General features: G+C 59.0%; 19 protein-coding genes and 1 pseudogene. 11 read left to right on the forward strand and 9 right to left on the reverse strand.

What is annotated here, in order from left to right; genetic code table 11:
- Nucleotides 1-181 precede the first annotated feature (181 nt).
- From EN851_RS22465 to EN851_RS22510, 10 genes are all read left to right on the forward strand, one after another.
- Nucleotides 182-1,729: an ABC transporter substrate-binding protein gene (locus tag EN851_RS22465; RefSeq protein ID WP_135906852.1), complete on the forward strand. Its 1,548-nt coding sequence runs from the start codon at nucleotides 182-184 to the stop codon at nucleotides 1,727-1,729.
- A 41-nt stretch (nucleotides 1,730-1,770) separates the two neighbouring features.
- Entirely contained in the window at nucleotides 1,771-2,799 is a 1,029-nt protein-coding gene (locus EN851_RS22470) for an ABC transporter permease (protein ID WP_210234932.1), read from the forward strand.
- Nucleotides 2,796-3,656: an ABC transporter permease gene (locus EN851_RS22475; RefSeq protein ID WP_210234933.1), complete on the forward strand. Its 861-nt coding sequence runs from the start codon at nucleotides 2,796-2,798 to the stop codon at nucleotides 3,654-3,656. The genes EN851_RS22470 and EN851_RS22475 overlap by 4 nt, the downstream gene beginning before the upstream one ends.
- Before the next feature lie 2 nt (nucleotides 3,657-3,658).
- The gene (locus EN851_RS22480; protein WP_135906853.1) at nucleotides 3,659-5,449 is read left to right on the forward strand and encodes an ABC transporter ATP-binding protein; all 1,791 of its coding nucleotides are present in this window, start codon (nucleotides 3,659-3,661) and stop codon (nucleotides 5,447-5,449) included.
- Between the two features lie 9 nt (nucleotides 5,450-5,458).
- A complete protein-coding gene (locus tag EN851_RS22485; protein ID WP_135906854.1) occupies nucleotides 5,459-6,832 on the forward strand; it encodes an NAD(P)/FAD-dependent oxidoreductase in 1,374 nt (457 codons plus the stop codon).
- Nucleotides 6,829-7,254 carry a Rid family hydrolase gene (locus EN851_RS22490; RefSeq protein WP_135880866.1) on the forward strand — a complete coding sequence of 142 codons (426 nt, stop codon included), beginning with the start codon at nucleotides 6,829-6,831 and terminating at the stop codon, nucleotides 7,252-7,254. The genes EN851_RS22485 and EN851_RS22490 overlap by 4 nt, the downstream gene beginning before the upstream one ends.
- A 121-nt stretch (nucleotides 7,255-7,375) precedes the next feature.
- A complete protein-coding gene (locus EN851_RS22495) occupies nucleotides 7,376-7,990 on the forward strand; it encodes a MarR family winged helix-turn-helix transcriptional regulator (protein ID WP_135906855.1) in 615 nt (204 codons plus the stop codon).
- A gap of 695 nt (nucleotides 7,991-8,685) precedes the next feature.
- Nucleotides 8,686-10,440, forward strand: coding sequence for a thiamine pyrophosphate-binding protein (locus EN851_RS22500; RefSeq protein WP_135906856.1), 1,755 nt, complete (start codon nucleotides 8,686-8,688; stop codon nucleotides 10,438-10,440).
- A gap of 62 nt (nucleotides 10,441-10,502) precedes the next feature.
- Nucleotides 10,503-11,765 carry a CoA transferase gene (locus EN851_RS22505; protein ID WP_135906857.1) on the forward strand — a complete coding sequence of 421 codons (1,263 nt, stop codon included), beginning with the start codon at nucleotides 10,503-10,505 and terminating at the stop codon, nucleotides 11,763-11,765.
- Nucleotides 11,766-11,773: 8 nt separating this feature from the next.
- Nucleotides 11,774-12,571, forward strand: a complete 798-nt coding sequence (locus EN851_RS22510; protein WP_135880862.1) for a citryl-CoA lyase — start codon at nucleotides 11,774-11,776, stop codon at nucleotides 12,569-12,571.
- A gap of 722 nt (nucleotides 12,572-13,293) precedes the next feature.
- Here the strand turns inward: EN851_RS22510 and EN851_RS22515 are convergent.
- The 7 genes and pseudogenes from EN851_RS22515 to EN851_RS22555 all read right to left on the reverse strand — a co-directional run bounded on the left by EN851_RS22515 (nucleotide 13,294) and on the right by EN851_RS22555 (nucleotide 20,867).
- On the reverse strand, nucleotides 13,294-14,214 hold the full coding sequence (locus tag EN851_RS22515) for an NAD(P)-dependent oxidoreductase (RefSeq protein WP_135880861.1): 921 nt from the start codon (nucleotides 14,212-14,214) through the stop codon (nucleotides 13,294-13,296).
- Nucleotides 14,211-14,600 (reverse strand): YciI family protein, encoded by a 390-nt coding sequence (locus EN851_RS22520; protein WP_167531263.1) that lies wholly within the window; start codon nucleotides 14,598-14,600, stop codon nucleotides 14,211-14,213. Before EN851_RS22520 ends, EN851_RS22515 begins: the two co-directional genes overlap by 4 nt.
- A gap of 17 nt (nucleotides 14,601-14,617) precedes the next feature.
- Nucleotides 14,618-15,016: a YciI family protein gene (locus EN851_RS22525; protein ID WP_135880859.1), complete on the reverse strand. Its 399-nt coding sequence runs from the start codon at nucleotides 15,014-15,016 to the stop codon at nucleotides 14,618-14,620.
- A 495-nt stretch (nucleotides 15,017-15,511) separates the two neighbouring features.
- Nucleotides 15,512-16,333: pseudogene (locus tag EN851_RS37280) on the reverse strand (IS66 family transposase); the annotation flags it as partial.
- Nucleotides 16,334-16,339: 6 nt separating this feature from the next.
- The gene (locus tag EN851_RS22545) at nucleotides 16,340-17,767 is read right to left on the reverse strand and encodes an aldehyde dehydrogenase family protein (RefSeq protein WP_135907076.1); all 1,428 of its coding nucleotides are present in this window, start codon (nucleotides 17,765-17,767) and stop codon (nucleotides 16,340-16,342) included.
- A gap of 83 nt (nucleotides 17,768-17,850) precedes the next feature.
- Nucleotides 17,851-19,326, reverse strand: coding sequence for an amidohydrolase family protein (locus EN851_RS22550; RefSeq protein ID WP_135906861.1), 1,476 nt, complete (start codon nucleotides 19,324-19,326; stop codon nucleotides 17,851-17,853).
- Between the two features lie 26 nt (nucleotides 19,327-19,352).
- Nucleotides 19,353-20,867 carry a UbiD family decarboxylase gene (locus EN851_RS22555; protein ID WP_167531265.1) on the reverse strand — a complete coding sequence of 505 codons (1,515 nt, stop codon included), beginning with the start codon at nucleotides 20,865-20,867 and terminating at the stop codon, nucleotides 19,353-19,355.
- A 140-nt stretch (nucleotides 20,868-21,007) separates the two neighbouring features.
- Between EN851_RS22555 and EN851_RS22560 the strand changes: the two genes are divergently transcribed.
- Entirely contained in the window at nucleotides 21,008-22,555 is a 1,548-nt protein-coding gene (locus tag EN851_RS22560) for an ABC transporter substrate-binding protein (protein ID WP_135906852.1), read from the forward strand.
- A 586-nt stretch (nucleotides 22,556-23,141) separates the two neighbouring features.
- Here EN851_RS22560 and EN851_RS22570 read toward each other — a convergent pair.
- The gene (locus EN851_RS22570; RefSeq protein ID WP_135906866.1) at nucleotides 23,142-24,572 is read right to left on the reverse strand and encodes an aldehyde dehydrogenase family protein; all 1,431 of its coding nucleotides are present in this window, start codon (nucleotides 24,570-24,572) and stop codon (nucleotides 23,142-23,144) included.
- A gap of 501 nt (nucleotides 24,573-25,073) precedes the next feature.
- A complete protein-coding gene (locus tag EN851_RS22575) occupies nucleotides 25,074-26,108 on the reverse strand; it encodes a C-terminal binding protein (protein ID WP_135906867.1) in 1,035 nt (344 codons plus the stop codon).
- Nucleotides 26,109-26,146: the final 38 nt, after the last annotated feature.

Genomic DNA, 26,146 nt, shown 5'->3' on the forward strand with positions numbered 1-26,146 from the left:
TCGAGCGCCTCGATGAACCCTCTCAGGTCTGCGTAACTCACGAGAAACGTCTCCTCTGTGCGCAGTTCCCCGCGGCTCGCGCTCATCGATGCGCTTCGCCCGGGAGCAATCATTGAGTGAATTAAACACACTTGACTACCTATTGTCTATAGCAATATTCTATGTGTAGGGAGGAACGCTCATGTCGAAAATACGCATGCTTCGGAACACACTGGACCGCCGTCAGCTGATGGGTGGCGCGATTGCCGCGATGGCTCTTGGTTATGCGGGCTCCGCACTTGGGCAGAGCAGCCCAAACCCCCAGAAGGGTGGGTCTCTGCGCGTCGGCATCGCCGGCGGCGGCCCCATCGACTCACTTGACCCGCATTCCCCGATTACCCCGGCTGACATCGCCCGTGTTCTCAATCTCTACGACGGTTTGGGGGATGATAACGAACAGGCCGAGTATCGACCGCTTCTGGCTGAGGAGTTCGAGGTAAATCCCTCGGCAACCGAGTGGACGATTCGGATCAAGCAGGGAGCTGAATTTCACAACGGCAAGACGATCGGCGCGGATGACGTCGCCTATACGATTCGACGGATCATCGATCCGAAGAACCCTCGCAATGCAGCTCCGGTTATGCGCTCCATCGATCCAGCGCAGATCGTCAAGCTGGACGACCGTACGATCCGTCTTAAGCTTCGCCGTCCCGATGCGGCGCTGCGGGATGCTTTCCGCATTCTGAACACCGGTGTTGTGCCCGTCGATTTCGACCCCAAGAATCCTGTTGGTTCAGGCCCCTTCAAGCTCGACCAATTTGTTCCCGGTGAGCAATCGACTTTCAAGCGCTTCGAGAACTATCATGGACAAGCGCCTTACGTAGACGAACTGGTCCTCATCGATCTCCCCGACGATGTTGCGCGGGTGAATGCTCTTCTCGGAGGGCAGGTTCACGCGATCGAGGGTCTTCCCTACTCCCAGATACCGGTGGTGAGTGCCAACAGTAGCTTCAAGGTCCTGACGAGCAAAGCGGGGTCGTTTCGGCCATTCACGATGCGGGTCGACAAGCCTCCTTTCGACGACGTCAGGGTGCGGCAGGCTCTGCGGTTGCTGGTCGATCGCGAGCAACTCGTAAAACTGGCCTTCTCCGGCCACGGGCGTGTCGCATACGACGCGTACTCGCCCAATGATCCCTGTTTCGACACATCTCTGGTTCGGGAGCGCGACGTCAAAGAGGCTCGGTCGCTGCTTGCCCGCGCGGGTCATTCCAATCTGCAGTTGGAATTGGCCACGACCGCGGCCGCACCGGGTCTGCTCGAAGCTTCACAGATCTTTGCCGAACAGGCGCGGGAAGGGGATGTGACAATCAACGTCAAGCGGCTCGACCAGGGCGGCTTCTTCGCGGAGTATACCAACTGGCCCTTCGCGGTAGATTACTGGACCCACAATCCTTACCTGAACCAGGTTGCCTTGGGGGAACTCGCCACTTCACCCCTCAACCCGACCCGGTTCTCCGACGAAGAGTTCACGCGTCTTAACGACCTTGCCCGCGCCGAACTTGATCAGAACCGCCGGTGCGAGCTTGTGCATCAGATGCAGCGGATTTCCTTTGAGCGGGGCGGGCTGATCATCTGGGGCTACCCCGACACTATCGATGCTCACTCGGCCCAGATTGGAGGCTTGGAGCCCGACCTTACGGGTTGGGGTCTGAACCGTTACAAGTTCAAGAAAGCATACTTCGTCGCCTAGTGACGCTGGCGAGGCCGACCTTCAGAATAGGAAATGACGTGATGCTGTATCGTTCCGCGATGAGCACAGAGGACGCTGATGTTGCACCGGCAGACCTGCCGGTGCCGTCCGCCCCATCGCGCTGGGCCTGGATCTTGCGGCGGTTGGGTTTCGGACTTCTGGCTCTATGGCTTGTCTCCGTCTTGGTATTTGCCGCTACTCAGGTGCTTCCAGGTGATCCGGCCCAGATTATCCTGGGCCGGGATGCGACACCTGCGCGCCTGGCCGCCCTTAGGGAGGAACTTGGCCTGAATGCCGCGCCGCTAGACCAATATATACAGTGGATGAAGGGCGTTCTCACGTTCGACCTTGGGCAGTCGTTGGCCACCCGTCAGCCCGTAGCCGATCTCATCAGCCGGCGAGCCGCGAACACGATGATCCTGGCCGGTGCGGCCGCCATTCTAAGTCTCCTGATTTCAGTAGGCCTGGGGCTGCTCGCGGCAACGAGGCAGAAGGGAGTGTTCGATGGAGTGTTCAACGTTACTGCTATGGTACTGACAGCGTTGCCGGAGTTCGTTGTCGGTATCGGCCTCGTCCTGGTCTTCTCGACCGCAGTGTTCCATCTGCTTCCTGCGATCTCGATTGTGACGCCTGGGATGAGCCCTCTCAAGGTGCCCGAGGTCCTGGTCCTCCCTGTTGCTACTCTGGTTCTGGTGACAGTTCCTTACCTGGGCCGTTTCGTACGTGCCACGATGCTGGCTGTGCTCGAAACAGATTACGTTCAGATGGCGCGCCTGAAAGGCTTGTCCGAGTGGCGCGTCATCTTCGTGCACGCGTTCCCCAATGTGCTTGTTCCCACGATCCAAGTAGCTGCCGCAACACTGGCGTATCTGGCGGGCGGTGTGGTCGTGATCGAATACCTGTTCAGCTATCCAGGGTTGGGTCAAACCCTCGTTGAAGCCGTCGCATCTCGCGACCTTCCCGTACTCCAGGCAGCCACATTGTTGCTGGCCAGCGTCTACGTGGCCCTCAACCTTATCGCAGATATACTCAGCGCGTTTGCGAACCCGCACATGAGGGGGGCATCATGACATCCAACGTTCTAACGGCACCACAGCGCCGTAAAAGGCCCAGACGTTTACCCGACGCCGGAATGGGCTTTGGAGTGGTCCTCGTCGGTTTTGTCCTCGCCCTCGTTCTGCTTGGCCCCTGGCTCGCTCCCCATACATCGACGGCGCTCTTGGCTGCGCCCTTCGAGCAGCCGTCCGGTGAGTTATGGTTCGGCGCCGATTTTCTTGGGCGCGACGTTCTCAGCCGCACTCTGTGGGGTGGTCAAACGGTGCTTGGACTGAGCTTGACGGCGACGGTTCTGGCACTCGTCGCCGGGGTAGCTGTCGGCCTCGCGGCGGGTGCGTCGAACAGCTGGGTCAGCGACGTCATTATGGCAGCGATGGATCTGATCCTCGCCTTTCCGCAGATTGTTCTTGTCGTCCTTTTCGTTTCGATGCTCGGTCCGCAACTGTGGCTGATCACCCTCGTTACGGCGATTTCGCACGCCCCGCGGATCGCACGGGTGACCCGCGGCCTAACTGCCGAGCTCATGCAGCATGAATTCATTCAAGCAGCTCAAGTGATTGGAACGCCGAGCCGGGTTGTCCTGACCCGCGAAGTTCTACCGAGCCTGCTTACGCCGCTGGCCGTGGAGTTTACGACCCGACTGACGTGGTCGGTCGGCCTCATTTCCGGCCTTAGTTTCATTGGCTTCGGACTACAACCGCCGCAAGCCGACTGGGGGCTGATGCTCAATGAAAACCGCAATGGGCTACTCATCCAGCCCTGGGCCGTCGTGCTCCCGGCGTTCATGATCGCGGTCCTGACAATCGGCGCCGGGCTCATCGCCGATTCTCTGGCGCGAAGAGCATCCGGATCGGGCCAGCAAGGACGTTGACGATGTTAGCTGCAGAAGTAGTCAAGCTAAAGGTTGAGACGATTGGTCGACGCGACGAAATCGTGGACGATATCAGTTTCACGCTCCGCCCTGGTGAAATTGTCGGCCTGGTCGGTGAGTCAGGATCCGGCAAGAGTACGGTTGCCCTCTCTCTTCTGGCATACGCGCGAAGGGGAGCGACCATTGCCAGCGGTCGGGTCATCATCGACGGAAAAGACATTCTGTCGATGCATCGGAGCTCATTGCAGGGGATCAGGGGGCGTCTCGTCGCTTATATACCTCAGGATCCCGCTGCAGCCATCAACCCCTTCCTCAGCATTGGCACCCAGCTCAGAGAGGTTTTGGCGGCTCACCGCGACAAACTGACCGGGACCGAACGTAATGAGCTGGTCGGTACGGCGATGCGCGACGTTCAACTGCCCGGCGATGCCGCCTTTCTTTCACGCCTTCCGCATCAACTATCGGGAGGACAGCTCCAACGGGTCGCCATCGCGATGGCATTCATGTGCCAACCCAAGTTGATCGTTCTCGATGAGCCGACCACAGGGCTCGACGTGAGTACCCAGGCCTACGTCCTTCGCACCGTTGCGAGGCTCTGCCAGCAGAGCAATGCAGCTGCGCTCTACGTGACGCATGACTTGGCGGTCGTCTCATCTCTCGCTGATCGGATTTTGGTCATGTACGGAGGGCGGATCGTCGAGGCGGGTCGATGCGAGGATGTTTTCACGCGTCCGCGTCATCCGTACACACGCAAGCTTCTTCGGGCGACTCCCGATCGCCATGCGCGTTATGCTCTTGAAACCATGCCGGGGCGAGCCCCGCGTCCGGGGTCTCGTGTTCCCGGCTGTCGCTTCGCTCCGCGCTGTGCACAGGCCCAAGAGCGCTGCCATGTCGAGGAACCATCGCTCGACTTGGTCGCCGAGGCTCATCAAACCCGGTGCTTCTTCCCAACCGAAAACCTGCACCAGGCGCGTGTAACTGCAACGATTGGACCCGAGGTGAACGGCACCGAGCTCCTCAATGTGTCTGGTCTCTCGGCAAGCTATGGCAACATGCGCGTCCTGGATGGCGTGAGCCTTTCCGTTCGCGAGGGCGAGTGTGTTGCGCTCCTGGGCGGCTCAGGATCCGGCAAAACCACCCTGGCGCGGTGCATCATGGGCTTGGTCGCAGCCTCTGACGGAACGGTCCGGTTTGCAGGACAGGTTCAGGCCCGTGATGCGCGAGGTCGACCCGCCTCCGTTCGGCAGCAGCTTCAGTACATCTTTCAAAGCCCATTCCGGTCGCTCAACCCTCGCCGTACGATCGGCGACATTGTTGCTTCACCCCTTGAAACGCTCTTTAACATTCGAGGAGCGCGGGCACGTCAAGAGGTCCTGACAGCGCTCGAGAGAGTATCTTTGACCCCCGCGGTGCTCGGACAGTATCCGGGAGAACTCTCGGGCGGAGAGCGCCAACGCGTCGCGATTGCCCGTGCGCTCGTGTGTCGACCCAAGCTCCTCATTTGTGATGAGATTACGTCAGCTTTGGACGTATCGGTGCAAGCGAACGTTGTCGATCTGCTACGGCGATTGCAGCGAGAAGATCGACTCGGGCTCTTGTTCGTCACTCACGATATTGCGCTCGTGCGCAACATCGCCGACTCCGTGCTGGTGATCAACCAGGGACGGGTCGTCGAGAGTGGTCGCGCGGCAGACGTCATCGACCGGCCGAGTGACGGCTACACCAAGTTCCTCGTCAATGCCACGCCGTCGATTGAAATACCTGTGCCGGCACATGCCGGCAGCGGAATGTAGGGGGCACAGATGGACCAATCGTTTGAGGTAGATGCGGATGTCATTATCATCGGCGGCGGTTTCGCCGGTGCTGTCGCACTGCGAGAGCTTTCTTCACGGGGTGTAAACTGCATCCTGCTTGAGGCTCGCGACTGCCTCGGCGGTAGAACAAGGACGATCGAATGGCACGGGCGTGTCACGGAGGTGGGAGGACAATGGCTGCACTGGCTCCAGCCGCACGTCTGGTCCGAAGTCACGCGGTATGGTTTGGAGCTCTACGAACGAAAGCCAATTCAACGAGTTCGCTACGCTAGCGGCGGCGCTATTCGCGAGTGCTCGGTGGGTGAGTTCCACGATCTTTATTCGGGAGCTTGGCAGACCCTTTATGCCGGCGCAACCGATGTTTTCCCCCGCCCGCATGACCCACTTTATGCTCAAGCGAAGCTCGCAGAGATCGATAAGTTGTCAATCCGGGACAAGCTCACCGCCGACGGCGTGGAAGGTGAGGTGCTCGACGCGGTCAGGGGGCTGGCGTCGGTCTCCTTCAACGCGCCTCCCGACGATGGAGCGCTGTCCCAGGGGATGCGCCGTCTTGCGATGGTTGGCGGAGATCCTGATCTTCTCGCTCAGACCCTCCAGCAGTTCCGATTGCGTGACGGAACGCGGCGGCTTCACTCGGCGATCCTGTCGGAAGGCAAGGGAAGCATTGAACTTAATGCAGTGGTCTCGCAAATTCGCCAGAATCCCCAGGCCGTCGAGATCCTTCTGGCCGATGGTCGTACCTTCACCTCACGCGCGGCTGTGGTTACCGTTCCGTTATCGACGCTTGGGGACATCGAGTTCTCTCCACCACTCGCGAAAGGCAAATCTGCCTTCGTGAGCGAGGGCCAGATGACACAGGGAAGCATGTTCTGGTTGCGGTTGCGGAACATGCCTCAGGAGGCCTTGCTCGCCCTGGCGCCGCCGGAGCACCCGCTGTCTTATTTGCGTGTCGACGATGAGGAGAAGGACGGCACCGTCATTGCAAATGGCTTTTCGCCATCCCGAAAGGCACTTGATCCGTCTGACCGCTCCGCGATCGAGAAAGCGGTGCGGCTCTGGGTGCCGAAGGCGCAACTTGTCGAGCATGTTTACCATGACTGGGCGACCGACCCATTCTCGAAGCAGACGTGGACGATGCTGAAGCCTGGGCAGCTCTCAAGCTACTTTGATGATCTTCAGCGGCCCGAAGGATCTGTCTTCTTTGCCGGAGCGGACTACGCGAGTGGTTGGTTCGGTTTCATCGATGGCGCTATTCAATCGGCGCACGTGGCAAGCCGCCAGGTCGCGGCATACTTGCAGGAGAAAGGACTCGAACATTCGGGTTCGTTGAACAAGGTTGACAAACAGCAGAGGGTCGCATGAGCACAAACACAAAACGGATAGAGAAGAGAGCCCTCGGTCGGGTTCACGTCGCGGGCCAGCCGATGCCATGGCTGAAGGGCGTGGTTGCTGGCGATTTCGTGTTCTTGGCGGGTACTGCTGGCGAGACAGATGATGCGGGCCAACCCGTGAGATCGATCGAGGAGCAGACCGCTTTGGCTTTCGCGAGGGCTCAAGAAGCTTTGTTGGAAGCCGGAAGCACACTCGAACGAGCCGTTCGGATCAACCAGTACCTGTCCGACCGCACGTTGAGGACACGTTATGTGGCTGCTCGCCAATCCTGGCTCGAGGCGAATGTTCCGGCACTCATGAGGGAGCCGTCATTCGCTTCGCTGCTCGTCATTCAGGAACTAGCGGACGAGGAAATGCTCATCGAGGTAGAGGTAACGGCGCTGGTCGGCTGATGAACCGCCGTGCTCCCGGCCCCGTGAAAACCGCGTCGATATCTGTGGGAAACCGAGTAGTGATCGCTTGCGATCCGCAGTCCTTCGTATATTGAGTATAGCAATAAAAAAGGGAGCTCCGGTGGCTAGATCGTTCGATTTTGCCGACAAAAGGACGACGGTAGGACCGTCGTCCCGGGTGAAGAAGCCAAAATCTTCAAATCAGCTAAGTACGCGGCCGACCCTGACTTTGCCGGAACTGCTGGAAGGAGGCGACAGTCAAGAGTTTAGGCACATGATGGCTTTGCTGTTCGCCTCCGTCAGCCGGTTGCAATCCATGCGTCGGGCCTTGGCAGGTGAACTCGGAGTAAGTTCCACCGAGTTTGCCGTCATAATGGCGCTGTACCACATAGAGGGTGAGAGCGGCGTACGCATAAAACAGATAGCGGACTACCTCCACAGTGCCGGTGCGAATGTCACAGCCACAGTCGGTCGCCTGCAATCCGAGGGTTGGGTCACCAAAGTTGAGGACAGCGAGGACAGCCGCGCAATGCTGGTGAAGCTCACCCGTAAGTCGAGAAATACACTCGATAAATCGATGCCTTCGATTTCCGCGATCAACGATGTCTGGTTCAAAGGTCTCCGAAAGGATGACGTTCGGGTTGTGACCCAGTTCCTGGAACGATTGATCGAGCAATACGGTGCTGCCGCTGCGGTTGCAAACAACCTCTCGATACTGACGGAATCCACCGACTAGATTCTGCCCCGTAGGGATGCAAGTCGTTCACCGGGCAAGATCCGGGCTGCGGCTTGGCATACGAATACGCGTCGAGTGGCCTTGACCAGCCTTGCATGGCAATTGTCACATGCTGGCGTCCAGCGCTTGTTTTATGCAATTTCCTCTATTTCTGCTGCCTGCAAGATATCCGGTGCGCTTGTCTCCATGAGAACCTGGACACGCCAAGCGTAGCATGTGTGCAGGATGCGCTACCCGGTCTTTGCATAGATCGGCCGGATCCGACTCTGGGCTAGCGATGTCCAAGCGGGTAGAGCAGCTCCTGCATTCTTCTATGCGAAGAACTGAAGCCGTCGTCAGCATTTTGTCCTAGAGTTAACGGGTGAGCAGGGTCGACACCTGCTCGAAGGAGAGGCTTTGCAACGCGGACATCAACCGTGTCGCAATGCCCTGAAACGATGTGTTCGACCCGGCCCGGAAGGGCGGACGCCAACTGTCCGGAAGAACCGAAGTAACACGTGTCCACCGCGTATCTCGATCATCGAAGTCTCCGGATTTGAGCTAACTCCTTGCAGGCCCTCTCTCACTCGCTCGTCACCAGTCGCGCGGAGGAAAAGTGTGCTGTCTGGTGAATGGCTCCCTTGACCAAGAAAGCTATTAAATATATGTATAATAAGATAGACACACCGCTAGCGATTTAGATTCAGGAGGAAGCTATGAACATCGAGACGCAGGTCACGAGTGCGCCGTCCGCCAAGGGCGCTGCAGGAGCACAGGAGACGGCTGCTGAGGCTATCGTCGATGCTCTGGTCAAGGAGGGGGTTCCATTCGTTTTCGGCATGACGGGGGACACGATCCTGCCGATCATCGACGGCCTCCACGCTCGATCGAGCGAAATTCGCTATATCACGACGCGGCTTGAGATGAGCGCTGTGGCTATGGCGGACGGCTATTCCCGCGTCACAGGGAAGCTCGGCGTCGTGACGATGCACGTTGGACCAGCCGTCGCGAATGCAGTTCTTGGCACCTGGACGGCTCATAAAGACAATGTGCCCGTCATGGTTCTCTCAGCCAACCTAGACCGTTTTCGACTTGGGCGAGACATCTGGCACGAGTTCGATGTCGTGGGGGTTTTCAGCAAGTTCACGAAGTTCTCCGATCAGATGATTGAAGCGAAGGACGCGAGGCGCCTGATGCGCACTGCGATGCACGTGGCCCAGTCGGGGCTTCCGGGCTGCGTCCATCTGGACTTCCCCAAAGATCTGCTGGCCCAGCCTGCCGACACAGAAACGTTCGATCTTTCGCTTCGTGGCGGCGCCCACATGGGCTTTGTTGCCCGTGCGCCGCGGCCAGAAGAGGAGGCTGTCGAGCGTGCTTTGGACATCCTGGCCGAAGCGAAAAGTCCCGTTATCATTGCGGGGCGGGGCGTTGCTTGGTCGAAAGCCGATTCGGAACTGAGATCCCTGGCCGAAGCACTCGGAATTCCCGTGGTGGCGACTGAGATGGGCCGGGGAACATTTCCTGAGGACCACGCCCTCGCGGGCGGACTTCTCGGCCACTTTGGTCACACCGCAGCGAACACGATCGTAGCGGAGGCGGACGCGATCCTTGGGCTGGGATGCCAGTTCCATAACGTGAACACGATTAACTGGCAGCTTATCCAGCCCGAGGCCAAGATCATCCAGGTTGAGAGCGAACCGCTCGAAATCGGTCGACAGTATGCCGTGGCCCTTGGGGTGCATGCTGACACTGGGTCGTTCCTCCGCGATGTCCTGAATCGGATGCGCGATCGTTCTACAACCCGGCCATCCGAGTACAAGGATGCGGCGATCGCAAGGCTCTCGGAGTTGAAGCGTCAGGAGAGAGAGACGTTCTACTCGGTCGACCTCGACTCGAAGCCCATCAAGCCACAGCTTGTAGCATCTCTTCTTGAGGAACTCGCCGACGACGACGCGATCTTTGTCATCGGCTCTGGTCACAACACCCACTTCTCAAACTACATCAAGATCCTGCATCCCGGACAGTACCATTACAGCATCGGTTCAGGCTCTATGGCTTGGGCTGTTGCTGCCGGCATGGGCATGAAGCTGGCTCAACCGCACCGACAGGTTATCGTTCCGATCGGCGATGGCGATTTCAGCATGAATGCCCAAGAGCTTGAAACGGCTGTTCGCGAGAACATTCCAATCACCGTGGTCATCTATAACGATGTCTCCTTCGGCGCGCTCAGGATCTTCCAGCAGAGGCAATACGGGGACCGCCAACTCGGGTCGACCTATGGGGACACCGATTTCGTCAAGCTCGCCGAGGCGTATGGTGCGCGAGGAATTCGAGTGGAAGATCCAAAGGACCTGAAGGCAGCGCTTGAACAGGCCCTGGCGGCCGATGTCGTGACTGTAGTCGACGTGCGAATCGATCCTTGGGAGCTTGCTCACCGAACCCCTGAGTTCAAGGAGTTCCATAGGTTCTGATGGAATGCGTTGCCGCCTCCTGTTCAAAGGAGGCGGCAGACTCAGAAGTAATGGAGGCGGCGATGCAGGAACGGCCCTTACAGGGAGTGCGAGTGGTCGAATGTACAACGATGATTACCGGACCACTTGCAGGCATGATGCTGGCGGACCTTGGTGCCGATGTAATCAAGGTAGAACATCCGGAAGGTGGTGACCCGTTTAGAAGTTTCCGTGGGGGATCCGTCAGCCCTTATTTCTTGGCCTACAATCGTAACAAGAGGTCAATCGCGTTGGATCTCAAATCCGAAAGCGGTCGGCGCGTTCTGGAAAAACTTCTTGGGACTGCCGACGTTCTGATCGAGAACTTTCGTCCTGGTGTCCTCGACCGTCTTGGGTTCGGCAAAGATCGGTTGCAGAAGATCAATCCCAATTTGATCCTCTGCTCGATCAGCGGCTTCGGCACGAGCGGCCCTTACCGCGATCGACCTGCCTATGATGCTGTCGCACAAGCCGTAAGCGGCCTTTCCAGCTTGTTCTTCACGCCCGAGGAGCCTCGGATCACCGGGCCAACCATCGCTGACAACTTAACAGGTATCTACGCCTGTTACGGGTTGTTGGCCGCCCTCCATGCTCGGATGGCACACGGTCGGGTGAGCAGTGTTGAAGTGAACATGCTCGACTCCGCGATCGCGTTCACGCCCGACACGTTCCTGGCCCACACCCTCCTTGGTCTCGAGCCGGGCCCTTTCATGCGGGTGCAGGCTTCTCAGTCCTATGCTCTTCGCTGCCGGGATGGAGCAATGCTGTCGGTCCACCTGTCATCGCAGGAGAAATTCTGGCGGGCCTGCCTGGAAGCATTGATGATCCCGGAACTCGCCGATGATCAGCGATTCAGCACAAGGGCAGCGCGCGTCGATAATTATCTCGAACTCGCCCGTGAGTTGAATGCGGCGGCGCGTTCGCAGGATAGAGCGTACTGGCTTGATCGCCTGGCTGCGCTGGACGTGCCGCATGCGCCTGTCAATTCGCTCGCAGAGGTGATCGACGACGAACAGGTGAAGCACCTCGGCGTTTTCGCGCAGATGCAGCATCCGATTCTGGGACCGCACATTGCCCCGCGCCGGCCGGTTACCTTCAACGGGTCACGTGAGGATCAGCCGCTGGTGGTGGCGCCTGAGATGAATGCGCATGGTGAGGAGATCGTGCAGGAACTGGAGCTTAGCGAGGCTGACGTTCTGAGCTGGCGTGAGAACCTTACGGCTAAGGGAGTTAGTGAGGGAATTGGAGCACCTGCGGGGTCTACCGCGCCGGAACCGGCTTCAACTCCAGAACGAGTGACAGGGTAGGGGGGTATATGAGCACTCGAACAGACCAGGTCGAAGGACCCGTCACGCGGATCGGTACATCGCCTTTCGACGTTGACCGCCTGCGCTTGCGCGGTCGGGACGTTCTGACTGAGGTTCTTGACCATGTCACGTTCTCAGAGGCGTTCTTTCTCGCTGTCACCGGGACAATACCAGACGGCGTGCAGCGCCGCGTTCTCGACGCGGCCCTCGTCATTCTGATGGATCATGGTTTAACGCCAACGGCCCTCGTTTCGCGCCTTGTCGGCGACTCTGTTGCCGATCAACCCCAGGTCGCGGTGGCGGCTGGCCTGATGATGGTCGGGGACAAGTACGCGGGTACGATGGTAGGCGTCGGCACTTTTCTCAAGGCCGGCATCGACGTTGCCGATCACACTGCCTGGGCGCAGGATCTCGTGAACCAGTATCGAAGTACTGGACGACGTTTGCCGGGGTTTGGTCACCCGTTCTACCGAGGAACGGATCCACGAGCAGAGAAGCTTTTGGAAATCGCTGTGGAAGCTGGGGTGCAAGGGAAGTACATCAAGCTTCTTAGGATCGTTCAAACGGAGCTTAGCTCAAGCCTCAGCCAGCCGGCTCTCCTGAACGTAACGGGGGCACTCGGCGCAGTCCTCTGTGAGATCGGCTTTCCCGTGCGGGCGATGAGGGGTCTCGCCGTGGTCAGTCGGGCGGCAGGTTTGGCAGCTCATGTGGCCGAGGAGGCCACGCATCCGATCTCCCCGGCCCTTATAAAGTTTGCTGCAACCGTGCCCTACCACGAGGATGACGGCAACGGCATCAACGGCTAGACAGCCGGTCGAGTTCGGGCGTGCCTCTGACGATGAACGAGACCGACTGATCGAAGAGCCCCGGGGTGCCTGAGTGCGGCAAATCTTGCTGGCCGGTTCGGCAGCGGGCTATGAACGGGCGTCGATATCGTCTCGCGTGTGGAGAGCCACCAGCGTTGAGTAGAGGCACGTTGGCCGCATACCTGCCGCAGCTTCGACGATCTCTTCAGCCAACAGCGCCTCCTGCTCATACGTTCGTCCTCCTGATGGCACATAACCATGGATCAAACGGCCACCTCAGCGGGGGCAGGCAGATTGTCGAAGCTGTCGAGATTGAAATCGTGCCAACATGGACAAGCAAGCGAAACGTCCACGCGGCCTAGATCACCGTGTGCGGGTCGTCGTACGGGAGGGTCGGATCCATTGGGACAGGGGCATTGCGCGACCCTCCCGGAGAGCGGATGGCTATGTTGTTTGGGATGAGCTCGTGATCGATGTCACGCGCGAGGTGGAGGCTGAAGCCAATTTCCGCATGGCGAAAGATTAAACCAGCCGGGCGCACGTGGCAGCCACGCAAGGTGTTGCTGGGGTCGTTGAACAATTGAGGCCATTACGGAGTTGCGGCAGGTAGCAGATTCACCCGCTGATGCCATGATTAAGGGCAATGTGACGGCGGCCCCAAGGGGACTGCACGCCTGGTGGCGCCATTACGGGCTTGGCCGCGTTGGCTACGACCGTCATGACTAGTCTCCTTGTCTCTCAGGAGCGACGAGATCGATCATTCGCGCGACGTCCTCGTCTCCGTAACCACGCTCCATCGCCTCCCGATAGCGAGGAATGGCTGCGCTCAGGAGATTGGGAGAGAGCCCACCCGCCCGCGCAACCCTGTCAATGATCTCAAGATCTTTGAGCAGGATGCGCGGAGTCCCCAAGGGCTTTGTTGGCTCCCGCGCCGCCATGATCGGACCGCGTGCATCGAACTGGGCGGACGAAGCAGCGCTGCCACGTAAGGTCTTTGCGACGAAAAGTGAGTCGAGACCAAGGATTTCCGCTAGAGCAACAGCCTCCGCGGCGGCTTGAATATGGACACCGACGAGGAAATTCGCGACGTACTTCACCCGCAATCCATTGCCAAAATCTCCACAGTAAACAACGCTGTCGAGCATGTCTTCGAGAACGGAACGCCAGCGTTCGACTACAGCGAGTTCCCCGCTCGCGAGCATCAAACCCTTTCGAGCCGCGACGGCAGTCGGAATACCTGAGATCGGGCAGTCCAGCATGACGCCGCCGTGAGCGGCGTACTGGCGCGCCGTATGCATTTTCACGTCGATGTCAAGTGTGCTCATTTCGACAAGCACCGGGAGCAAGCCGCCGCGCGACAGAAATCCATTCGGACCGGCCACGACCTCGGTCAGGGCTTCAGGTGTCGGCAGGCAGGTCATGAGCACGTCCGATCCGGCGGCGGCCGCCGCCGGCGAAGCCGCAGGCGTGCCACCAATACCTGAGAGCGGCTCAAGCGACCCGCGCCGATAGCCGACGACGCGGTGACCACGTTCTATCAGGTTGCCTGCCAGTACCAAACCGAGACTGCCAAGGCCGACAAAGCCGACCTGGACGGATCGCGCGATCGGCTCGGTTGGGGCAGGTCTGTCAGAAACGCTCACGACGAGACCCCCGGAAGGGAGGCTGTCGCCGTCGACAGAGACAATCGGATGCGTAGTGCGCCTTCGTTGAGAGTCCAGATGGCAAAGTGCGCGTCGCGAAGCCCAGCTTTAAAAAAGGGCTCATCGCACCAGAGGGCTTGAGCTTCGGAGAGATCAACACCCTGAAGGATAGTCAGACCCTCATAGGGAGGCACCTCCGGGCCCGCTACAGGACCAGACCCAAACAGCACGCCGCGGCGCTCCAGTTCAATGAGGTAGGCGAAGTGATCGGGCAGGAGCCGGCGTATCGCGTCGGGATCGCGGGCATTGACATGGCGGATCACGACAAATGGTGCTGCCATCATTCGCTCTGTTAGGAGTTTGAGGTCGTTACCCTCGTTCGGCATTTCCGTCTCCCCCGTTGTCATGCCAGGTTGAACGAGCGGTCGGAGAAATGCACAGAGAGGTCTAGCGCTCCTTTATTGATCAGCCAGGGACGGACTCGGTAGGTCCGGTACTTCAAGACATGAAAGATGTCCCCTTGTGCAATTTCGTGCGCCTCCGCTTCTGAGGCAACCTTTAGCAGGATCATTCCATCGGGGTGGTCTGGATCATCAACGAAAGGCCCAGCCAAGAAGACTTTGTTCTGGCGCTCCAACTCGGCATAGTACCCAATATGCTCACCAATACGTGCGATGCGCCCGCCAGCATCTTCGTTCCATAGGGGCGTCTTCTCTAGAAGGAGGGCATAGACCAGAAGCCCAAGCATGCCTTGGGTGCTCTCCTGCTCGCTGGCGTGTACCGCCTCGCGGAAGGTACTCATCGCATGCTCTCCCTAAGTGTGGTCGGCCTCGGGCACTGCCGCATAACAGCACCACAAAAGCAGGCTGGCAGACATTCATATTTTCTATAGCTATTTTTAACAGGCGTTTGCAAGACCTGCAATCGACATTGTGAATCTGGCTTCGGCTAAACCGCCGGATGGAGATTGATGCCGTATTGGGCCCAAATAGCCCAAACGTGTCAGCAGCCCCCTGGCTCCCGGCCCCGACACAGCGCACCTCGTGCCCGACCGGAATGCGCTCGAGCTATTGCGGAGAATGGGTGACGACGGAGGCGTGAAGGCGGCGTATCGAGGCGGGTGTCCAAGCCTGTCAACCTCTCAAAGAGAGCGACACGCCATGCACACACCTGCCAGCATCGTCCGACTGCGTTGGCCCGACAAGATCGACGATCACCTGACTGAGGTGCTCCGCACAGGAGTCTGCCGTCTCCTGGCCCTAGCTGTCGAGATGGAGGCTGAAGCGCATGCGGTGTTCTAAGGCCCACGACCTTGAGCGGCTAGGCGCATAGGCAGCAGGTCGTTGATCTGGCTCTGCGGGTGGCAGGCGACGATGCGGGCGATGACGTCGGCGAGGTAAGATTGTGGGTCAACGCCGCTGAGCTTGTAGTTTCGATGACCTAGCGATGACCGTCCAGCGCTCGCCGCCGCCGTCGCTGCGGGTAGAGGGCGCATTTTGCGATTGAGCGCGATTGGTCGGATAGCGCGTTCGACGACGTTGGAGTCGATCTCGGCGCGGCCGTCGTCGATGAAGCGACTGAGGCCTATCCATCGCGAGAGTGCGTGGCGGATGGCCTCGGCGAGTTTGCTCTTCTGGCTGATGAGGGCGAGTCGACGATGATGCGGCTTCTCGCCAGGCGGATGTCGCGGCGTTCCTCGGCCGAACCGCCGCGGACCTCACTGTCGATCCGGTAGAGTTCGGCGATCCGCGCGAGCGCTTCCGTGGCGATCCGCGCCGGACCGCTCGGCGCGAGATCGTGTAACTTGTGCCGCACGTGGCTCCCGCAGAAGGCCACGCCCACGGTATTGCGGTCGGCCAGAACCTTATAGCCTGCGTAGCCATCGACCTGCAGCGTGCCGACGAAGCCTTGAAGGTGCTGGACCGCCTGCTCGGACTTGCGATCAGGCGCGTAGAGATAAGCGACGCACGGCGGATCGACGCCCCCAGGGTCGTTCGTCACGAACGTAGGCGAAGAGCTGGCCGGTCTTGGTTCGGCCGCGACCGGGATCGAACACCGGCGCCGTGGTCTCGTCGACAAAGAGCTTGGTCGACGCCTTCAAGCGCTCGATCAGACGTTCAAGCAGCTATGCCGCCGCCCAACCAAGTATCGCCTTCACTTCCAGATACTCTTCCAGTCCGAACACACCGTTCTCGCGTCCGTTGCCCGACTGCCGGTACCCTCCAAAGGGCGCGACGGTATCTGACGTTGCCATGTTGATGTAAGCGCGTCCGGCACGGAGCTTTCGCGCAACAGCCTGCGCGCGCAGGAGGTTAGATGAATGGACGTACGCGGCTAGACCGAAAACCGTTCCATTCGCGATCTCCACGGCTTCGTCCTCGTCCTCATAGCCGATGATGGACAGAACAGGCCCAAAGATCTCCTCCTGTGCGATCCTCATTCCGGGCGCCACATCAGCGAAGATCGTGGGACGAACATAATAACCGCGATTGAGACCGTTAGGGCGACCAAGACCGCCGCCTACCAATTGAGCGCCTTCGTCGATCCCAAGCTGAATATAGGTTTGCACACGGTCGAACTGTGCCTGGCTGATAAGCGGCCCGAGTCGGGTGCCTGCGTCATCCGGGTGGCCGACCACAACCTTGTCGAGGGCACGACGTGCGATTTCGACAACGCGAGGCATCTGATCACGTTGTACCAGCATGCGGGTCGGCGCAACGCAGGCCTGTCCGGAATTTGTGAAGGCCCGCAACACCCCAGCTGGAATTGCCTCGTCGAGATCCGCGTCAGGCAGGATGATGTTGGCCGACTTGCCACCAAGCTCCTGATGAACGCGCTTCACCGTATCGGCCGCCGTTTTGGCGATTTGAATGCCAGCACCGGTGGATCCCGTGAAGGACACCATGTCGACATCCGGGTGGGAGCAGATTGCGTGACCGACCACCGGCCCAGTCCCGTTCACGAGGTTGAAAACGCCCGCCGGGACGCCTGCGTCATGTAACACCTCGGCGAGCAGTATCGAGCTCAAGGGCGCTACCTCGCTCGGCTTGAGGACGACGCAGCACCCTGCGGCCAATGCGTAGGCAAGCTTCGAGGCAACAAGTCCAAGCGGCCAGTTCCAGGCGGTTATCAACCCGCAGACGCCGATCGACTCCCTCACAATCCGACTCGTCCCAAGCGGGGCCTCGAAATCGTAGGCCTGCAAGACACGTCGGGCTTCCCGGAAGTGGGATAACGCCATCGTCACCTGCACTTGGCGTGAGAACCAAGCCGGCGCTCCCATTTCCAAGGTGATGATCTTGGCAAACTCATCAAGACGCTGCTCGTAGATGTTTGCAATCTGGTCGAGGAGTTCTACGCGTTCAGCTACCGAAGTCGCACTATAGGCTGGAAAAGCCCGTCGAGCAGCGAGCACGGCCTTATCAACGTCCGCCGCCCCCCCCAAACTGATCTGCGCGAAAGGCTCCTCCGTCGCCGGATTGATCACGTCCATCGTTTGCGGGGCGACGGGGTCAACCCATTCGCCCGAGATATAGAATTTGTGATGATGCATCTCTTCCCTCGCAGATGGCGCCCGTTTTGCGGCGCCGGATGTCTTAGAACGTAAAATCTGGGTTTGTAGGTTCAGGGCGCCTGTCATTTTTTCTCCAGCCCTTGCTCGATGAGTCTCTGGCCTGATTGCAAGAGACGGTCGCGCAGGCCGTGGGCTGCAGAATTGACGAGACGCCCTTGCCATTTCTGTGCTTTGCCGTTCACGAACACCGATTCGACTTGCGCTGCCGTCGAGTAGAACACAACGCTTTCAGCTGGGTTCTGTGCCTGCCCAAGATCGCGGGGTGATTTCCTGATCAGCTGAATATCGGCAGCCTTTCCTTTTGTGATCGAGCCGATCTCCCGATCAAGACCAAGGGCTCTGGCACCCGCCATGGTCGCCCATTCCAGAGCCTCATGTACGGTGATGGTGAGCTCCTTTGGATCCTGACCCTCTCGAAGAAGGCGATCGTTGTCGAGCGCGCGCTGCATCTGCAGCGCGATCCTGATCTGGGTAGTCATATCCGGACCGACGTTGGTGGGGATGTCCGTCCCAACCGCAGGTCGTCCCCCGGCCAGCCGAACATGTCCGGTGGCTGGGAAGCCCATTCCCATTTGCATTTCGACTTCCGGTGTCACCGTGATCGTCGCACCCGAGTCGACGACGGCCTTGTACTCGCTGGCGGTGAAGGAGTTTGCGTGAACGAGGTTGATGTCAGGGCCAAGCAGTCCCGCGTCCGCCAGCTGGCGAGCCGCCTTGTTCTTCGGTCCGACCGTGCCCCATCCTGTGTGCATCGTAACGATGACGCCAAGGCGGCGCGCCATGGCGATATCGCGCGTCGTGGCCGGGAGGGTTGATTCATCCGGCCCACGGATAGCAAGAGCCATTCGTACAAGCCCGCTGTCAGACGATAGACGCTCCTTCCGCAGCCGGGCCGCATCTTCGGGATGGTCCCGGTTAGGGTCGGCATACCAGTCCCAATCGCCTGGCGGGCCGTATCCGAAAACGCTACGGACGCCCGACTCAAGGAGAGCGTCAACGGCACGGTCCGCATGAGCCGGCGTATTGATCGCATGACAGTAATCGAACACAGTGGTGGTCCCGGCGCTCACTTGCTCGAAGCACCCAGCCAAGTTCGCCAGGTACAAGTCTTCGGCGCTGATGTGGGGTCCGATTCCACCCAGAATACGCTGAACATACTGGTCCAGGCTCCAATCGCCTGCGATACCAGCCATAGCGCTTTGCCAAAGATGGATATGAGCATTCACGAAGCCTGGCAGAGCTATCAAGTCGCTTGCATCTATGACTTCGGCATCTGGCGCGTCGATGGAGTGATCGACGGCTGCGATTCGACCGGACCGGATGAGGATGTCACCACGCTCAAAAATCGGGTTCTGCGGATCCATTGTCAGGATCGAGGCGCCGCGGATCAGAATGTCGTCCCGAGTTGGTGCCGGCCGAGATTGTGTCGGCTGGTCAGCGCTGCGCGCGCCCTGGACGCCCGCCAGCACCGCTACTCCGGCAAGAGCTGGCAAGATCTGTCTGCGATTCAAGGAAAACAGGTGTCTATCATTGTTCATGAGTGTTCCTCCGTTGAAAATTTCTCTCAGAGCCCGTTCTTCGGTGCGCGCGCTGTCGTGCCGGTGGTTCCTGCCCGATTGATCGCTGGACCTTCTTCCTCGGTGCGCGTGGTCTGATCGCGCAAGACCGTGGCCCACTTATCGCTGACGGCCTTAGCCTCTGCTGGATGAAGCGCGGTGCTGGGCGGAAAGCGCGAGGACCAGGCATAAGGCCGACAAGCATCGATGATGGCTTTGGAATGCGCTGTCACACCAAGCTCCTTCGCCTCGGGCGGGATGCGCGGGTCGAGGGCGGAACTCCAGCCATTTCTGATGATATCGATCGAGTCCGAGGGCTCGCAGCGCGTAGCGACCGCCCACAGAACATCGTCCATGTTGGACGGATCGATATCGTCATCGACGAGAATGATCAGGCGTCCCATGTAGCTATTGGCGGCCGCTATCAGGCCAGCTCGCTTCGCATGCCCATCATAGCGTTGCTTGACAGCGACAACCGTAACGAGTGACGAGACATGCTGCCAAACACCGGCGACATCGGTAACACCGGCGTTTTCGAACAGTGTCCAAAGGGTTGCAGCCTTCAATGGCAGCCCAAAATGGTGGAGCGGAGGCCTCAACGGAGGCGAGGCAAACAGGATCGGATTGTGCCTGAAATGCACCGCGTCGACCTGCATTACCGGTTGCGGTCGGCGATCCGCCGCATAGTATCCGGTGAACTCTCCGAATGGACCTTCCTCCGCCATCACCGTCTTCGGATCAAGCAGGTAGCCTTCGAGAATACTTTCGGCCAGTGCCGGAACCAACAGTTGTGTCAGCGGCGCTCTTGCCAGCGGAATCGCTTCGCCCTTGACGGCTCCGGCAAAATCATACTCCGAATAACCGGCTGGGAGAGCTTCGAAACCTGCTAAGAAGAGTGACGGATCCTGGCCGTTGACGATGGCGACCGGACAGCTTTTACCCTGGTCCCAGAACTTCTTTGCAAGGATGGCTCCGTGCCGTCCCAAGTGATCGAACTGAATCGTGACCGTATTCGCTGTTTGAACCTGGACTCGGTAGATCGATGCGTTCACCCAGTCGCTGTCAGGATCGCCCATGACGACGAGGCTGCCCGATCCGATATAGCGGCCGCCGTCGTCCGCATGCCACTGCGGTACAGGAAAGCATGCGAGGTCGACTTCGTGGCCCGCCATCGTGTTCTCTAGAAACAGAGGTTCGGTGAGGCGCTGCGGCAAGGGGCCACTCCGCTGGAAGGCGGACCGTTTCTCTTTCCATCGCTTGAGAGCTTCCAGAGGGGCGAGCGATGGATCAAGGCCGAGTGCAATGGCCGCTTTGACGGAACTGTTTGTCGCGTTGGTGAAGACGCGAAAGCCCGCGGGATAGCCGTCGAATTCGTCAAACAGAAGGGCAGGGCATTCGGGTAGGTTGGCCGCGACCTCGGTAACAGCTCCAACCTCTAGATGCGGATCAGCACCGGGAACTCTTCTGAGCATGCCCTGGTTGTCGAGCGCCTCGATGAACCCTCTCAGGTCTGCGTAACTCACGAGAAACGTCTCCTCTGTGCGCAGTTCCCCGCGGCTCGCGCTCATCGATGCGCTTCGCCCGGGAGCAATCATTGAGTGAATTAAACACACTTGACTACCTATTGTCTATAGCAATATTCTATGTGTAGGGAGGAACGCTCATGTCGAAAATACGCATGCTTCGGAACACACTGGACCGCCGTCAGCTGATGGGTGGCGCGATTGCCGCGATGGCTCTTGGTTATGCGGGCTCCGCACTTGGGCAGAGCAGCCCAAACCCCCAGAAGGGTGGGTCTCTGCGCGTCGGCATCGCCGGCGGCGGCCCCATCGACTCACTTGACCCGCATTCCCCGATTACCCCGGCTGACATCGCCCGTGTTCTCAATCTCTACGACGGTTTGGGGGATGATAACGAACAGGCCGAGTATCGACCGCTTCTGGCTGAGGAGTTCGAGGTAAATCCCTCGGCAACCGAGTGGACGATTCGGATCAAGCAGGGAGCTGAATTTCACAACGGCAAGACGATCGGCGCGGATGACGTCGCCTATACGATTCGACGGATCATCGATCCGAAGAACCCTCGCAATGCAGCTCCGGTTATGCGCTCCATCGATCCAGCGCAGATCGTCAAGCTGGACGACCGTACGATCCGTCTTAAGCTTCGCCGTCCCGATGCGGCGCTGCGGGATGCTTTCCGCATTCTGAACACCGGTGTTGTGCCCGTCGATTTCGACCCCAAGAATCCTGTTGGTTCAGGCCCCTTCAAGCTCGACCAATTTGTTCCCGGTGAGCAATCGACTTTCAAGCGCTTCGAGAACTATCATGGACAAGCGCCTTACGTAGACGAACTGGTCCTCATCGATCTCCCCGACGATGTTGCGCGGGTGAATGCTCTTCTCGGAGGGCAGGTTCACGCGATCGAGGGTCTTCCCTACTCCCAGATACCGGTGGTGAGTGCCAACAGTAGCTTCAAGGTCCTGACGAGCAAAGCGGGGTCGTTTCGGCCATTCACGATGCGGGTCGACAAGCCTCCTTTCGACGACGTCAGGGTGCGGCAGGCTCTGCGGTTGCTGGTCGATCGCGAGCAACTCGTAAAACTGGCCTTCTCCGGCCACGGGCGTGTCGCATACGACGCGTACTCGCCCAATGATCCCTGTTTCGACACATCTCTGGTTCGGGAGCGCGACGTCAAAGAGGCTCGGTCGCTGCTTGCCCGCGCGGGTCATTCCAATCTGCAGTTGGAATTGGCCACGACCGCGGCCGCACCGGGTCTGCTCGAAGCTTCACAGATCTTTGCCGAACAGGCGCGGGAAGGGGATGTGACAATCAACGTCAAGCGGCTCGACCAGGGCGGCTTCTTCGCGGAGTATACCAACTGGCCCTTTGCGGTAGATTACTGGACCCACAATCCTTACCTGAACCAGGTTGCCTTGGGGGAACTCGCCACTTCACCCCTCAACCCGACCCGGTTCTCCGACGAAGAGTTCACGCGTCTTAACGACCTTGCCCGCGCCGAACTTGATCAGAACCGCCGGTGCGAGCTTGTGCATCAGATGCAGCGGATTTCCTTTGAGCGGGGCGGGCTGATCATCTGGGGCTACCCCGACACTATCGATGCTCACTCGGCCCAGATTGGAGGCTTGGAGCCCGACCTTACGGGTTGGGGTCTGAACCGTTACAAGTTCAAGAAAGCATACTTCGTCGCCTAGTGACGCTGGCGAGGCCGACCTTCAGAATAGGAAATGACGTGATGCTGTATCGTTCCGCGATGAGCACAGAGGACGCTGATGCTGCACCGGCAGACCTGCCGGTGCTGTCCGCCCCATCTGGACGCGATTGCCAGCGCCCAGAAGGCTGGGCGGATCGGGCGCCAGGATTTTAGTTGTCATACCGCCTTTGGTGCGGCCTATGCCCCGGCTTCCAGTCCCCTATTTGCGCCCTGGCCGTATCAATTGACCTTGACGATGGTGGCATCGACCGTGATCCGGCTCATTGGGAGCAGGCCTTGAAAGCCGAATGAAAATATCGGCTTTGACCCAGTCCCGGTATCGTTTGAAAACCGTGTTCCAGCTCCCGAAAAAGGCTGGAGGGTCGCACCACTGCTTCCTGTCCGCACGATCCAAAGCAACGCTTCGATGAAGCGGCGATTGTCGCCACCACTTCGTCACGGATCGGCTGGCTTACCCAGACAATGCGGTTCCATCTTCGCCCATTGGGCGTCCGTTAGCACAACCGTTCCATCCAAAGCTTGAATCACAATCGAGCCAAAAGTGGAGTTCTGAATCTCAACAAGCCTTAGTCCATGATTGCCTTTGTCTCCAGGAATTCCTCGAGACCAAAAACACCAACCTCTCGGCCGTTGCCCGATTGCTTATAGCCGCCAAAAGGCGCTTCGTACTCTGTGTCGTCTTCGCTCGGTCCATTGTTAAGATATATGCGGCCGGCACGAATCCGTCGGCCAACTCTCCTGGCTTCACCGACGTCATCGGCAAAGACATGACCCGCAAGGCCGAAGATCGAATCGTTGGCGATGTCGATCGCTTCGTCTTCGTCCCGATAGGTCATCACCGAAAGGACCGGTCCGAAGATCTCCTGCTGGGCGATGGTCATTTCGCGTGTGACGCCGGCGAACACGGTCGGCCGCACAAAATAGCCCCGGTTGAGGCCTTCCGGCCGACCAAGACCACCCACGACGAGGCGAGCGCCTTCTTTTATGCCGGTCTCGATAAACGACTGCACGCGATCGAACTGTTGTTTGTTGACCAGCGGCCCATGCGTGGTCCTGTCCGCGCGCGGGTCGCCCACGACCATTGCAGCCACCGTGGACTTGGCGAGGTCAAGGCACTCATCAAGTTGGTTCTCGTGAACCAGCATGCGGGTCGGCGCCTGGCACGACTGTCCGCTGTTACGGAAAGCACGTATGACACCAGCAGGCACCGACCTGCCGAGGTGATTGCCGGGAAGCAGGATGTTGGCAGACTTGCCGCCCAACTCCTGGTGCACCCTCTTGACGGTTGCAGCAGCGTCGATGGCCACTTGGATCCCCGCGCGCGTCGAGCCCGTGAACGACACCATATCGACGTCTGGATGTGTGGAAATAGCATGCCCGACGGTAGGACCGTCACCGTTGACGAGATTGAAGACGCCGGCCGGAGTGCCTGCTTCGTGAAGGATTTCGGCGAGAATGATCGCGCTCAAAGGCGAAAACTCGCTCGGCTTTACCACCGAGGTGCACCCTGCAGCAAGCGCGCTCGCGAGCTTCGCCATGATTTGGTTGAGCGGCCAGTTCCATGGGGTGATGAAACCGCACACACCGATCGGCTCGCGCACGATCAGCGCCTTGTCCAGCATCTGCTCGAACTCGTAGGTTTTCAGCACTTTGACTGCCGATTTTAGATGGCTGAGCGAAGAGGCTGCCTGGAGCTCGCGTGAGAAATTGATCGGAGAGCCCATCTCCAGCATCATAGCCTGCGAGACGTCCTCGAACCGGCGCCGATATTCATCGGTTATCGCATTAAGGAGGTCGATGCGCTCGGCCTTGCTCCGCCGCGAAAACGCTGGAAATGCCTTTCGCGCCGCCTTGACGGCTCGATCGACGTCTTCGGCCGTGCCCAGATTGATGCGCGCAACTGGCTCTTCTGTCGCTGGGTCGATCACGTCAACTGCGTTGCGGGCGACCGGGTCAACCCACTTCCCGTCTATGTAGAATCTAAGATTGTTGTCCATAAAGACCTCCATTGCGCCGCCGTCGCTGCGGGCAGATCCAGCGGTGGTCGACGTTTCCCTCGGTCGATATTGCTACATGTTAAACCTATCTTATCAACATATATTTCCTCGGGTGCCACCGAATTCTTACGGTCTAATCCAACAACAATGAATGTGCCTGTCTTATGGATTGCCGGATCGCGATGGCTCCAGCCGCACTTCCGACGGAGGCTCATCTATGGCGCGTCAGGCGCCAGACACGCGCTCGCAATAATTGTCGAGCGTCGCGTTTTTGTTAGGGCGTGTTGGAAACGCTCGCTAAACCTGCTGGCCGGCATCCTTCTGTTTGCCCTGCCATCTAATGAGGCCAATTCATCGCGAAACGCTCCAAGCGGTTGTCGGATGCGCCCTTGCGTACGCTGAAGCCTGTCGATTGTGCGTCGAGCTGATCGTTTGTCGCTCCACTACGTGGCGGAAGACAGACTCCAAGATCGAGTTTGCTTGAAAAGTGCTGCGCCTCGTTCAAGAAGCTAGCAGGTTTTCCTTAGAAAATTTTTCCCAACCTGGATTTACGTTGTTCCGCACCAGCCCATGCTCAAAAAAATCTTTGAGCATGCCGGCTGACAGCCTACGACGGTCACTCGTCGAGGCGTCAGAATAGGACGCGGCATGGGGCGTCAACGCCAGGCGCCCGGCAATCCAGGGCTCACGGTCCAACCATGCCTTGAACAAAGGCTGTGAAGGGTCCGGAGGCTCCGATGGCAGGACGTCGAATCCCGCAGCTCCCAAACGGCCGCTTAGCAGCGCGTCGTAAACCGCGTCGATATCGACCAGCTTGCCACGAGCAATGTTTATGAGAATGGCGCCTGGCTTCATTTCACCAAGCCGGTTGGCGTCCAGTAGTCGAAGCGTGGTATCATTGAGGGGCATGTGGAGACTGACCACATCTGATACGGAAAGCACTTCCGAAAGGGACTTGGCACGCCGAAAACCCATGCCCAGCTCATGCCCTTCGGGCAAGAGTGGATCAAAATACAGGACGCTCATGTCTAGAGCGGAAGCTCTCCTGACCACTGCGGTTCCTATCCGGCCCAAGCCAACGGCACCGAAGATGCCGCCGCGGAGACGCCGCACGACTGGCACATTTTCACCGTTGAAGTTACCAGTTAGATCCGCCCTCAAGCGTTCGTCATACGAGCCAAGGCCCCTCGCTAAGTAGAGCAGCAGCCCAATCGCGTGGTCTGCAATTTCGGTCGTACCGTAGTTCGGCACGTTGCAAACCGGAATGCCGGCTTCGGCACATGCACCTATGTCGATGTTGTCATAGCCAACACCTGCTCTGACGATAATCCGACACCTCGAAAGCTTGCCGATTGTAGAACGATCAAGGACGATGCGATTCCGCATCAGGACGGCATCGCAGTCGCCCCAATCTTCCGCACTTATGGCGCTCACATGTTGCACGCCACGAACGTCGAAAGACAAGTTTGGGCCGGCCACGTCGGCGGCAACCTCTTCGACGTCCATATCGGGCACCAGAACTTTGATAGTCGACATGTTAGGAGACTCACCCGTTAAACTTATCGGAGATAATG

Source organism: Mesorhizobium sp. M8A.F.Ca.ET.208.01.1.1 (assembly GCF_004791315.1).
In the GTDB taxonomy this organism is placed as follows: domain Bacteria; phylum Pseudomonadota; class Alphaproteobacteria; order Rhizobiales; family Rhizobiaceae; genus Mesorhizobium.